The organism is Streptomyces sp. KR55 (assembly GCF_052245645.1).
GTDB lineage: Bacteria > Actinomycetota > Actinomycetes > Streptomycetales > Streptomycetaceae > Streptomyces > Streptomyces flavusporus.
Genome location: NZ_JBQQCE010000321.1, coordinates 1 through 11,454, shown reverse-complemented (window position 1 = coordinate 11,454; position 11,454 = coordinate 1). Strand labels below are relative to the sequence as shown.

Annotated in this window: 12 protein-coding genes; 6 read left to right on the top strand and 6 right to left on the bottom strand. The window is 68.0% G+C overall.

Translation table 11 applies throughout. The features are described from left to right. Positions 1-187: 187 nt before the first annotated feature. On the bottom strand, positions 188-682 hold the full coding sequence (locus tag ACTWQJ_RS35360) for an ATP-binding protein (RefSeq protein ID WP_443310555.1): 495 nt from the start codon (positions 680-682) through the stop codon (positions 188-190). A 112-nt stretch (positions 683-794) separates the two neighbouring features. On the opposite strand from ACTWQJ_RS35360, the gene ACTWQJ_RS35355 reads away from it, so the two are divergent. Continuing rightward, the gene (locus ACTWQJ_RS35355) at positions 795-1,640 is read left to right on the top strand and encodes a helix-turn-helix domain-containing protein (RefSeq protein WP_443310556.1); all 846 of its coding nucleotides are present in this window, start codon (positions 795-797) and stop codon (positions 1,638-1,640) included. Beyond that, on the top strand, positions 1,637-1,861 hold the full coding sequence (locus ACTWQJ_RS35350) for a DUF397 domain-containing protein (RefSeq protein ID WP_443310554.1): 225 nt from the start codon (positions 1,637-1,639) through the stop codon (positions 1,859-1,861). Before ACTWQJ_RS35355 ends, ACTWQJ_RS35350 begins: the two co-directional genes overlap by 4 nt. 98 nt (positions 1,862-1,959) lie before the next feature. On the opposite strand, the gene ACTWQJ_RS35345 is transcribed toward ACTWQJ_RS35350, so the two are convergent. The 3 genes from ACTWQJ_RS35345 to ACTWQJ_RS35335 all read right to left on the bottom strand — a co-directional run bounded on the left by ACTWQJ_RS35345 (position 1,960) and on the right by ACTWQJ_RS35335 (position 5,894). After that, positions 1,960-2,856 (bottom strand): DUF3800 domain-containing protein, encoded by an 897-nt coding sequence (locus ACTWQJ_RS35345; protein WP_443310553.1) that lies wholly within the window; start codon positions 2,854-2,856, stop codon positions 1,960-1,962. Between the two features lie 154 nt (positions 2,857-3,010). Beyond that, the gene (locus ACTWQJ_RS35340) at positions 3,011-4,894 is read right to left on the bottom strand and encodes a DNA/RNA helicase domain-containing protein (protein WP_443310552.1); all 1,884 of its coding nucleotides are present in this window, start codon (positions 4,892-4,894) and stop codon (positions 3,011-3,013) included. Positions 4,895-5,096: 202 nt separating this feature from the next. Further along, positions 5,097-5,894 carry a nucleotidyltransferase domain-containing protein gene (locus tag ACTWQJ_RS35335; protein WP_443310551.1) on the bottom strand — a complete coding sequence of 266 codons (798 nt, stop codon included), beginning with the start codon at positions 5,892-5,894 and terminating at the stop codon, positions 5,097-5,099. 257 nt (positions 5,895-6,151) lie between these two features. Here ACTWQJ_RS35335 and ACTWQJ_RS35330 point away from each other — a divergent pair, with 257 nt between their 5' ends. The 3 genes from ACTWQJ_RS35330 (at position 6,152) to ACTWQJ_RS35320 (ending at position 8,425) form a co-directional block, all read left to right on the top strand. Next, positions 6,152-6,832 (top strand): hypothetical protein, encoded by a 681-nt coding sequence (locus ACTWQJ_RS35330; RefSeq protein WP_443310550.1) that lies wholly within the window; start codon positions 6,152-6,154, stop codon positions 6,830-6,832. Between the two features lie 65 nt (positions 6,833-6,897). Further along, positions 6,898-7,875 (top strand): GNAT family N-acetyltransferase, encoded by a 978-nt coding sequence (locus tag ACTWQJ_RS35325; protein WP_443310549.1) that lies wholly within the window; start codon positions 6,898-6,900, stop codon positions 7,873-7,875. Positions 7,876-7,978: 103 nt separating this feature from the next. Then, a complete protein-coding gene (locus ACTWQJ_RS35320) occupies positions 7,979-8,425 on the top strand; it encodes a GNAT family N-acetyltransferase (RefSeq protein ID WP_443310548.1) in 447 nt (148 codons plus the stop codon). Positions 8,426-8,433: 8 nt separating this feature from the next. Here the strand turns inward: ACTWQJ_RS35320 and ACTWQJ_RS35315 are convergent, their stop codons facing one another. Continuing rightward, on the bottom strand, positions 8,434-9,153 hold the full coding sequence (locus ACTWQJ_RS35315; protein WP_443310547.1) for an aspartate/glutamate racemase family protein: 720 nt from the start codon (positions 9,151-9,153) through the stop codon (positions 8,434-8,436). Positions 9,154-9,157: 4 nt separating this feature from the next. Continuing rightward, a complete protein-coding gene (locus ACTWQJ_RS35310; RefSeq protein WP_443310546.1) occupies positions 9,158-10,609 on the bottom strand; it encodes an NCS1 family nucleobase:cation symporter-1 in 1,452 nt (483 codons plus the stop codon). Between the two features lie 195 nt (positions 10,610-10,804). Here ACTWQJ_RS35310 and ACTWQJ_RS35305 point away from each other — a divergent pair. Beyond that, on the top strand, positions 10,805-11,454 hold a 650-nt coding region (locus ACTWQJ_RS35305; RefSeq protein ID WP_443310545.1), incomplete at its 3' end, for a GntR family transcriptional regulator.

Here is an 11,454-nt window from a genome sequence, read left to right as displayed (position 1 = left end):
GAACGGCTCGATGAACTCCCACTCCTCATCGGTGAGTTGCGCACGTGTCACACCAGAGTCTTACCGGACCACGACCTCATCCAGGACCCAAAACCCGAAACTGATCACAACCGAAGACAGGCCCTAGGCCGCAGCGTCCGCGGTGCGGGAATCCGGGGGCCCGGTGGGAACTTTCACGGTCGCCGGATCACTGCAGATAAACCTCTGCCCAGACCGTCTTGGCCACGGGGTCGGACGTGTCGCAACCCCAGGCGTCGGCAAACGCGCTGACGAGCATCAGGCCGCGTCCCGACTCTGAGTCGCTGCATGGGCGTTGAGAGTCATCGGGCGCAGTCGGCAAGTGATCGACTCGGGCATCGGAGACCTCAATACGAAGAGTGCGCTTCGACTCTGCGGTGGACTCGGAGGCGACACTCAGCCGCATCCGGAAGTCACGGCCGCGCACGCGCCCGTGCTGGACGGCGTTCGCGGCGAGTTCGGCGACCAGGTGAGCAACGGTGTCCGAGACCTCTGTGTCGTACGCCCAGCCCCATGCGTCCAGTTGCTGAACGGCGAGGCGTCGGGCGAGGCGGGCTCCGCGGCGGGTTGGCGAGAGCCGGATCGTGAAGTGGTGGGGCGGCGTGGGGCATTTGAGGGTGACGTTTTCCGGATTCACGTCACTCAGCGTGTCGGCTCGATTCACACTCTGAACAGGGCAGCAGCCGACACAGAGCGTGATGTGTCGAGTGATCGGGGTCGGCTGTCCGGGTTGTCGGCCGTGACTTCGGAGGTGGGACGACGTGGCGAGTGCGGAGATGAGGGACAGTGAGGGCGACGCCGAGGAGCAGGACTGGGACGAGGCCTCGTCCGAGATCCTGGAGATGGTAGGGCGGCATGTGCGGCGCTGGCGCGAGCGGGCTCGGATCACGCAGGCGGAGCTGGGCAGTGCGATCGGCTACACCGAGCACCAAGTGTCGGCGGTCGAGCGGGGGCGGCGCATCCCGAAGCCCGCCTTCCTCATCAAGGCCGACGAGGTGCTGGGGGCGGAAGGGATGCTGGCCGAGTTCAAGGAGGACGTGGAGAAGGTCCGGTACCCGAAGAAGGTACGGGACCTCGCCCGACTGGAGGCGGACGCGGCCGACCTCTGCGCCTACGCGAGCACTGTCATTCACGGCCTCCTGCAGACCGAGGACTACTCCCGAGCCCTATACCGGATGCACCGGCCGATGTTGGACGAGGACACCATCGAGCGGTACGTGGCAGCACGCATGGCCCGCCAAGAGATCTTCGACCGGTCTCCAGGACCGTTCCTCAGTTTTGTCCAGGAGGAGGTGACACTGCGCCGCCCAGTCGGTGGCAGGATGGTGCTGCGCGGACAGCTCGAACGCCTGTTGGAGGTCGGCCAGTTGCGGAACGTCGAGATCCAGGTAATGCCGACAGGACTTGAGGATCACTCAGGGTTGGGCGGTGGCTCGTTCCTGCTGCTGGATCCCAAGAACGGTCACAAGGTGGCCCACTCGGAGGCGGCACTGTTCAGCCGAGTTACCGCCGAACGTAAGGATGTCCGCGTCTTCGAGGCACGGTATGGGATTATCCGAGCGCAAGCTCTCACGCCACGTGAGTCACTGGCGTTCATTGAGAAAGTGCTGGGAGAGACATGAGCCACAAGCCCTCTGCCGAGAGTGCCGTCAAGCTGTCGTGGTTCAAGAGCAGCTACAGCACCAGCGACGGCCCTGAGTGTGTCGAGGTGGCAACCTCCCCCGGCACCGTCCACATCCGCGACTCCAAGATCAAGGACAGCGCGCGGCTCTCGGTCCCGGACGCAGCCTGGTCAGCCTTCGTACCGTTCGCCGCAGACCGGCCTACGCCCCCGGTCGCCTGACCGGCGCCGCGGGCGGCGTCGCGGGAGTGTCGCCGAGGCACGTCCGCGGAGGTTCACGAATCGCGGCAGGCCGCATCACCGAAGGACCGGCATCGGCCTCACGGCTTCAGAAGAGCGGATGCCGCAGAACCTTGCTGGCCAGGAATGACAGCTGCGGGCACCACAGCCGGGAACAGCGCCGAAGCCGACCGCCCCCGTCGCCGGTCCGACACCACAACCCCGCCCGCCCACTTGCCCGTTGGTGTCCGGTACCGGTGCTGGAGCTTGCCCACGCGGGGGCAGTGGCGGTCTCTTATGGCGGCGTAGGCAGGATGACAGTGGGTGTTCCAGGTCAGGTCGTCGGCGTAGGTCGCGCACGCTGCGGGGAAGAGGATGGCGGACATCAGTAGGTCCGCGATCTGCAGCCCGATGTGGGAGTCGCTGTGGCCGAACACCGGGGACTCGGCGACGTGGGGCAGCAGGTCACCGCCCGCGCGGAATTTTCGTGTCGTGACGCAGTGCACGTTGTCGACGTTCTTGCTTTTCGTGCGGCTGTCGAGGACGACTACCCCGCGGTCTGCTCGGCCGGCCAGGTAGTTCTCGAACGTGGCGCAGAGGGACGCGACGGAGGCGCCGTACATCGCCTCCTCGGCGTTGGTGACGCCGTCCTCCTTGACGCAGATCTTCGCCAGCACGCGACAGTCGTGCCGCTCTAAGAGTGTCAGCAGCTTGTCGACCAGACCGTGCGCCATACGGACCTGGTTGCGGTTGCCCTTGCGGAGGTGGGCGCGGATGTCCGATCCCTTGATCTCGGTCCGGATGACTTCGCTCAGCTTGGCCGTGCGGCGCAGCGTGGGACGGAACTGCTTCTTGAAGTCAATGAAGTCCCAGGTGAGCGCGCGCAGCCGGGACTCGTCGACAATGATGCCGCCGATGGCCATGACCGGGGGTGCTTCGGGAGTGGAAGGATCGACTGTCTGGCCGTCGCCGGACTCATCGACATAGCAGAGGTACAAGCGCTCCCCCGGTCACCAACGATCTTCAACGCTCTTCTGGAAACAACTATGGCCGCCCCAGAATCCTGAAGGGCGACCATAGGGGTTGCTGCGCTGAGCGCAGCCTTGTATTGATGCTGTCGCCAGCCTATGACGGCTGCCTGCGCCCGTGCAACTACGCGCCGTGACCTGCGGGCACGGCCGGAGCTGGTGCCTCGCCCTCGACCAGTTCCCGCAGCTTGGCCCGGGTCTCGGCGTCCGTCGAGTACAGGACCGTCCCCTTCATACCGCGAGTGAACAGAACCTTGTAGGTGTTGCGTACGAGCCGATCGACGACGTCGTCGGTCACATTCTTGCGACGCAGGTCCGGGTCCTTCGAGGCGGCCCGGTCCACCACCCACCGGTCTTTGCGCCACACGAGATCCGGGCCGATGATGACGCCGTTCCAGTCGTACTCGAAGCCCTGGGCCGTGTACACGCAGCCGACCTGGCCGAAGCCTGCCGGATCCGTGGCCCAGAGGGCCGCCGGGGGTGCGCCCGACACGGAGCGGTCTCCGCGCAGGTTCCAGGGCCGCTTCCAGTCACCGATCTGCACGTCGAGGGGCAACGGCTCGCCGTCCCTCGGTTCGTCCTTCGCCCACGGCCAGCAGTAGCCGGCGGTCATGCGTGCGCGGTCGCCGTCCGCCTGCTGCGCCCGCAGGAACGCTTCGAGTTCCGCCGGAGATTCCGCTACGCGCAGATCCATCAAACCGTCCGGCTCCCAGCGGGTGGGACCGCCGTCCTCGAAGCCCAGGAGGCGGTGAGTCCAGTGGACGTACGCCTCACTGCCCCCACACCTGAACTGGGCGTCCAGTTCCACGAGTTGCCAGTCGAGATTACGGCGCTCGGCCGCCTCGATTATCTGCGGGACCGTACCTTGCTCGCCCGGCCGCACGACCTGATGCTCGTCCAACAGGAAGACCGGGACTCGCGCCGCATCGATGAGCTCCTCCACCTGCGGCTTTCCGGTTCGGAGCCGGGCCGGCGTCCACCGCTGGTTCGATGTCTCGCGGATTCGGTGAGCCTCGTCGCACAGCAGCACTTCGAGACCGTTCTTCTCGGCCGCCATGAAGTCGTTGAAGTACCTGAAGAGCTTCTTGACCGCGGGCTTCCGTGCCCCTGCGATCTTGCGCATGGTCAGTGTGAAGGAGCGCGATCCTGTCGCATGCAGTGCGGTGTGGCCGTTGCGGTACAGCTCGCCCAGAAGTGACAGGGCGATGACGCTCTTACCAGTACCGGGGCCGCCGGTGACTATGACGACTTCCTTGTGGTCCGAGTGGCGTGCCTTGCGTACGGCGTGCATCACGGTCTCGTAGGCGAGGTGCTGCTCGTCGAGAAGCACGAACTCCTCACGCTCACGAACCTCCCGGGCGGCGACGTCCATCAGCTGCCGTGACGGCTTGATGACCGCGTGCTGCAGCTCGTCGGCAGCACGCGCTCCGGACTCCGGGGCGAAACGTGACTTCAGGAACTCGATGAACGCGCCACGGCGATCCCGGCTGAACAGCCGTCCGTGTGGCCGTTGCCCCACGTCGTAGAGGCCCTCCACACCCGACTCGGTGGCGTTGTGGAGGTAGGCGACACCGGCAATCCGCTCGGGGTTCAGCGCTACGGCGCTGTTGAATCCCGCCAAGTAGTCGCAGTAGTCGGCAACTTGGAGGATCGGGTTGAGCTTCGGCCTGCCGTATCCCTCGACGAGACAACGCTCGGCCGTGCCGTCGTAAGGCTCGGCAAAGCTCCATTGCTTGAGCTCGACGACGACATACGACGGGTTCCCGGTCTGAGGATGTATTCCGGCCAGGACCACGTCGGCACGTTTGCTCGACAGGGGAAGCTGATACTCGAGCATCATCTCGACACCGCCCAGGCCCGCGTCCATCAAGGCGTTCGCCACCTGCGGAATGCTGCGCTCCCATGACCGGATCTCCGACGCACTCGGCTTGCGTTGGTAGGTATGGAAGAACTGCTCGGTCAAGTAGACGGCCAGCGTGCTCGAAATCCGGTCTTCAGGCCCTGACATGTGTTCGGCAGCAACGGTCAACACCGAACCGCGATACAGCACGGAAAAGCCCCCAGGCAGCACGAAGCAACTCGTGCGGATGGGGGCATGTCCTGTAGCGGAAGCCCGTCGGACCGCAATGGATGATGTTCGAGGAGAACACTAGCGCGAGGTACCGGACAACCGCAGCGAAGGCTCCTCAGAGTGCCAAAGCAGTGCCATCTCACCTCGGCTCTCTGGTGACGGTCGATGCCGCCGTTTCGATCGCTCGCTCGAACAGCTTCTCCGCCTCGGCCAGTGCCTGAGCCATCCGGTCACGGCGCTCTGTGAGAGAAGCGATGACGCCGTCGACACCCCGCATCTCGGCTCTCTCCAACAGCCGCTTCTCATTCGTCACCCACTCCCCCCGCGCCGCCAACACCCCATGCCCCGCCTGCACGGCAGCCGTCGCGATGGCCCCCGCGACCTCGGTGAGCCGGCCCGCCGGGGCATGGTTGGCCCTGGCGTACGCCACCGTGGCCCGGGCCGTGCCGTACCAGCGCTCGCTCGCCGTGCGGCGCAGCTTCTCCGGATAGCCGACCGGCCGCGGCAGCTCACCCCGCAGCACCCGATTGATCGCCAGCTCCGCGACCACCAAGTAGCTGGGAATCCCGGCGAGATGGAACAGCAACGGCTCCACCCGGAACCGCCCCTCCTCCGCCTCCGCCAACTCCCACTCCACCACATCGAGATCGCGGTAGTGGACGTCGACCCGCCGCCCCCCGATCGTCAGCCATGCTCCCCCGTTGAAGACGCCCCCACCCCAACCGCCGACCTCCGACACCTCGCCCTCCCAGCCGAGGGCGCGGAGGTCGGCCGGATCGAAGGGGCCGCGGTAGTAGACGGCCAGGTCCCAGTCGCTGTCGGGCCGGTGGGTGCCCTGGGCTCGGGAGCCGCCGAGGGCGACGGCCTGGACGGTGGGGAGGGTGGCCAGGCGGTCGGCGACGGCGTTGAGGAAGTCGGAGTCGGTGAGGGAGGGCATGGGCGCAGAGTACGTAGCCCTGCTGCCGCACCTCCAGGCAATTACGCCCGAGGCCTCACCCCGTCGGATCGGCCCCCCGCAGGTCAGAGGGGTCCTGACGGTTCGGGAACTTGAGAGCATCCGCCACCGGCGGCTGATCGGCCTGGCGGCCTGAGGTCGTCCTCCACAGGGCTCGGAGGTCGCGTCGGGGCCGTTGTCAGTGCCGCGCGTTATCAATGAAGTCGTCACTCAACGTAACGACGACGGGGGAACCATTGATGACTGCGCACGAGAAGAATCCAGAGGACCGAGACCAAGAGCGGTTCCAGCCGACCCGCACACACCTCTCCGCAGCCGGACTGCGGGCCCGGGGATGGACCCCCGCGATGGTGCGCCAACTGCTCGGCGAGCCCGATCTGCTGCGCCCCAATCCGCACTTCTGTTCCGCCCCGCAGACCCGCCTCTACAGCATCGAGCGCGTCGAAGCCGCCGAGCTGAGCGAGGAGTTCCGGGCCGCTTCGGCGGTTGCCGCACGGCGGTCCGCCGCCGCGCGGGCTGCCGCTTCGCGCAGGCGGCGGGAGGTGGTCGCGCGGATCGCGGCGGAGCCCATCGACGTGCCGCGGCTGGCTCCGCACAGGCTGGCGACGCTGGCCGTCGAACACCGCAATCGCCGGGACGAGGAGCGGGCCTACGAGCGTTGGGAGCACGTTCCGGATCCCGCCACGGTCGAGAGTGCCGAGCCCGGTGCGCTCGACCGCTGGAAGGTCAACTACCTGCGTCATCGGCTGACTCGGTACGACGAACTGCTCGACGGCCTGTACGGCAGCACCGGGCGCGCCGCGGCGGAGGAACTGCTGCGGCGCAGGGTCTGTGCGGCCATCTCCAAGGCGTACCCGGACCTTGCACAGGAGTGCGAACGGCAGCTGCGTGAACGGGAGTGCGGTCCACCGACGGGATGACATGCCCCGGCGAAGCTGCACGAGGCCCGGCCTGCGGGGCGGGCGCGTCTCTACGCTCCAGGCGCATGAAGGACGATCAAGCCTTGCGGGTGCACGAACGTCTGACGGCTCACTCCGGGCTGCGGCCCGTCAGGTTCGGCGATGGACGCCGCTTCGCCCTCTGGGACCTCGCCTCCCTTGCCGAGGGCGCCCTCGGCACCTGCGTCGACCCGGACTCGCTCACCGTGGCGGGCGAGAAGCGCTTACGTCTGGGACTGGGCCGGTCGGGGCGCGAGCACAGCTACAACGACGACTTCCGAAGGAGGTACTGGATCCACCGGCCGGACGGCGGGAGCGGGCCGGTAGGAACCGTCGCCGTCGACACATGGCCCATGGGTGTGGGCGCGCTGCGCGTCTCCTCGCTCTACATCCATCCCGTCGCCCGGCGGCAGGGGCGCGCCTCGGCCGTGCTGGACACCGTGTACGAGGCCTGTCGGGCCGAAGAGATGTACGGCTTCCGCCTGGACACGCACTGGACCTGGCAGCCGACCGTCCGCTACTACCTCGGCCGCGGACTGTGGGTCACTTCGTGGAAGCACGCCCTGGGATTCGCCCGGCTGTCGTATCTGCCGCGGTACGAAGTCCGGGAGACGCCCAGGGGTGAGGTGACGTTCCTGACGGCCACTGCCGCGGACTCGGCAGAGCCGGTCCCGCTCCTCGTGGCCGGGAGTGCAAACGGGCGGCTCTGTCTGCGGGAGACCGAACAGCTCCGGCGTATTCCGGAAGAGCGCGCGCTGCGCCTGTACGCACGATCGACGCTGGCGCTGCATCTGGCCATCCGGGGACGGCCGTTGGTGCGGGGAGAGAAGGAGTGGGCCCATGCTGACCGGTGGTGCGACATCGGTGAGCCGGAGGGACTCGCGTACAAGATCGGCGTCTTCGAGCGGGTGGCACGAGAGGACGGGTGGCGGGTGGAGAGTCCGTACGCCAGTCTCTCGGCACTCGGCGTGCGGGGTGAGGGAAATTCGGATGCGGGGTCGGCAAGCGGGCTGGAGGATCGGTGAGTTGTGCACTGTCGGCCCTCTCAGGAGCTCCCGTGATCCAGCGCGTCACCGTCCCCGCGCTCCTCCCACCGCCCACCTACTCCCACGCCTCCGGGGCACGCCCATGACGGCCGTCCTGCGCCGGGCCGAAGCCGCCGACGCGCGCCCCGCGGCCGACGTCTGGCTGCGTTCCTTCGCCGCCGCGCTGCCGACCGTGATCCGGCCCCGCACCGATGACGAGGTGCGCACCTACTTCCGGGAGGTCGTGGTGCCCCTCCGGGAGACCTGGGTCGCGGAGTCGGCGGACGGTGTCGTGGGCGTGATGGTGCTCTCCGGGGCCGAGCTGTCCCAGCTGTATCTCCACCCCGACTGGCGCGGCCGCGGCATCGGTGACCGGTTCGTCGCGCTCGCCAAGGAGCGCAGTCCGCAGGGCCTGACGCTGTGGACCTTCCAGGTCAACTCCCCCGCCCACCGCTTCTACGAACGCCACGGCTTCGTCGCCGTCGAGCGCACTAACGGAAGCGGGAACGAGGAGCAGGAGCCGGACGTGCGGTACGTGTGGCGGCCGTGAGCCCCCGGTCACCCCACGCCCCGCCCCCACTCCCGCCTCTTCCGCACCGGCCTCGCATAACTCCCCGCCCGGCTCGTCGTCAGCCCCAGCCCGACCAGCGACTCCGCCAACCGCACCGCCGCCCCCACCCCGTCGACAACCGGCACTCCCAGCTTCTCCCCCACCACCCGCTGCAGCCCCGTCATCCCGGCGCACCCCAGCACCAGTACCTCGGCCCCAGCCGCCCGCGCCCGCTCGGCGGCCGCCAGGAACGCGGCCTCGGTACGGTCGGTGTCGCCGAGGTCGAGGACGCCCAGCCCCGTGCCGACGACGGCGACGCAGTTACGCCCCACGCCCGCCGTCTCCAGGCTGTCCTCGATCTGCCCGCACGACCGCTCCAGCGTGGTGACGACGCCGTACCGCCGGCCCAGCAGGCAGGCCAGATGCGCCGCAGCCTCCGTGATGTCGACGACGGGTACGTCCAGCAGCTCCCGTGCGCCTTCGCGCCCGTGCTCCCCGAAGCCGGCCATGACGACCGCGTCGTACGGCGGTCCCTCGTACGTCCGCAGCGCGTCCAGGACAGCCGCCGCCGACAGGTAGCTGTCGAGCCAGCCCTCCGCGGACTCCGGGCCCCAGGAGGGGGTCAGACCGGTCACGGTGGTGGCCGGGCCTGCCGCGGCCCGGGCACCACGTACGATCTCCTCGGTCATCTCCTGCGTGGTGTTGCAGTTGGTGACGACGATCCGCACCCGCTCAGCCCTCCACCGCACTGCGCTCGCGTCGGCACAGGACCGCGTACAGCCCGGCCGCCAGGGCCGTGCCGATGAACCACGAGTACGGCGCCACGTCGCTGAACGTCTTCACCAGGGCCAGCACCGCCGCGACCGCAGCGGCCGGCAGGAACGCCCACAGCGCCTTGGGGTTGACGCCCTTGCGGTAGTAGTAGCGGGAGCCGGGGTCGGCGTTGAACGGCTCGTTCACGTCGACGCGGCCGTGCTTGACCCAGTAGTAGTCGACCATGATGACGCCGAACAGCGGGCCCAGGAAGGCGCCGAGGCCGCCCAGGAAGTAGTTGACGACCGTCGGGTTGGAGAACAGGTTCCATGGGGTCACGAGCAGCGCCGCGACCGTGCTGATCATGCCGCCGACCTTGAAGGTGATCTTCTGCGGCCAGACGTTGGCAAGGTCGTACGCCGGTGAGACGAAGTTGGCGACGATGTTGACGCCCATGGTGGCGACGGCGAACGTCAGGGCACCCACGACCAGGACCCAGGTGTTGCCGATCTCGGCGACGAGGTAGGCGGGGTCGGTGATCTCCTTGCCGAACACCTCGTACGCGCCCGCGGTGACGACGACCGACAGGATCACGAACGCCGTGGAGTTGACGGGCAGGCCCCAGAAGTTGCCGCGCCTGACGGTGCGGTAGTCGGGTGCGAAGCGGGAGAAGTCGCAGAAGTTGAGCATCAGGGTGCCGTACGTCGCCAGCACCAGGCCGACCGCGCCGAACCACTGGCGCCACTGCTCACCCACCGACACCGGGTGCGGGGTGCTGGTCAGGGAGATCGTCCAGTCGGCCTCGGCCAGGATCCAGACCGCCAGCGCGATCATCACCACCCAGATCGCCGGGCCGCAGAAGTCCTGGAACTTCCGTACGGACTCCATGCCCCGGCTGATGATCATCGCCTGGACCAGCCACAGGGCCACGAACGACACCCAGCCCAGCGCGTCGAGCCCCAGGAACGAGCTGTGCGTCCAGGACTCCAGGCCCGGCCAGGCCGCCAGCAGCATCACGTTGACGGCGACGGAGGCGAGATAGGTCTGGATGCCGTACCACATGATGGCGATGACGGCCCTGATCAGGGCGGGGATATTGGCGCCCCAGACGCCGAAGCCGATACGGCTGACGACCGGGAAGGGAACGCCGGTGCGCTGGCCGATGCGGCCCATCATGTTCATTCCGACGTAGATGATCACGAAGCCGATGAGCAGCGACGTGAAGATCTGCCAGACGTTCATGCCGAGGAAGAGCAGGCCCGCGGCGAAGGTGTAGTTGCCGAGGTTGTGGACGTCGGACATCCACATGGCGAAGAGGTCGAAGACCTTCCAGTTGCGCTTGCCGGCCGGGGCGAGGTCTTCGTTGGTGAGGCGTGGGTCGGGGACGAACGCTGTCGTGCCGGTGGCTTCGGCACGGTCGGCGAGGGACACGGGGCCTCCAGGGGACGGGACGGGGGACGGCAGCCTTTGTGGGGGTGTGGGGAGCTTGTAGGCGTAGGTGTGTGGCTGCCGCGGCGCTGTTTGGTATACCAAACTGCCGCCATGGTCCCGCCGTCAACCGTTCCGACCGATGTCGCTGTTGTTAACGCTGAGTAAAAGACACCCGGGGTCGGCGAAGATGGCCCCATGACGAAGATCGAACCTCTCGGAGCCGTGCGCGAGCGCGTCCTGGCCACGCTGCGGCAGGACATCATCGCGGGCCGCCTCCGCCCCGGCGACCGGCTGGTCGAGCGCGAGCTGGCCGAGCGGTTCGGGGTCTCGCGCGTGCCGGTCCGCGAGGCGATCCGGGCGCTGGTCGCGGAAGGGTTCGTGCTCTTCGAGACACCGCGGCGCACGGTCGTACGCCGGCTCACCCCGATCGACGTCAAGGAACTGTTCGAGCTCCGCGAGGCGTTGGAGGTCTATGCGGCCGGCCTGGCCGCGTCACGCGCGACGCCCGAGGCACTGGCGGAGCTGCGGGACCTGCTGCGCAGCGCGGCCGACGCCACCGAGGCCGGGGACGCCGAGACCATCACCGACATCAACACCCGTTTCCACGACCGCATCCTGGCCATGGCCGGCAACAGCCTGCTCATCTCGGTCATGGAACCGGTCGACGGCCGCCTGCGCTGGCTCACCCGGCAGAACGAGGAGTGGCCCCAACTCCTCACCGAGCACCGTGAGTTGTACGAGTCGATCGCCTCCGGCGACCCGGACCGGGCGCGCGCCCACGCCCTCAGCCACGTACGGGCCAACTACCGCTCGACGGTGCGGCACCTGTTCGGCGAGGCCGAGGA

Bases quoted from the DNA above. Each gene is read 5' to 3' on its own strand.
- ACTWQJ_RS35355 (WP_443310556.1), top strand. From the start codon at position 795: ATGAGGGACAGTGAGGGCGACGCCGAGGAGCAGGACTGGGACGAGGCC.
- ACTWQJ_RS35350 (WP_443310554.1), top strand. From the start codon at position 1,637: ATGAGCCACAAGCCCTCTGCCGAGAGTGCCGTCAAGCTGTCGTGGTTC.
- ACTWQJ_RS35340 (WP_443310552.1), bottom strand. From the start codon at position 4,894: ATGTCAGGGCCTGAAGACCGGATTTCGAGCACGCTGGCCGTCTACTTG.
- ACTWQJ_RS35335 (WP_443310551.1), bottom strand. From the start codon at position 5,894: ATGCCCTCCCTCACCGACTCCGACTTCCTCAACGCCGTCGCCGACCGC.
- ACTWQJ_RS35330 (WP_443310550.1), top strand. From the start codon at position 6,152: ATGACTGCGCACGAGAAGAATCCAGAGGACCGAGACCAAGAGCGGTTC.
- ACTWQJ_RS35325 (WP_443310549.1), top strand. From the start codon at position 6,898: ATGAAGGACGATCAAGCCTTGCGGGTGCACGAACGTCTGACGGCTCAC.
- ACTWQJ_RS35320 (WP_443310548.1), top strand. From the start codon at position 7,979: ATGACGGCCGTCCTGCGCCGGGCCGAAGCCGCCGACGCGCGCCCCGCG.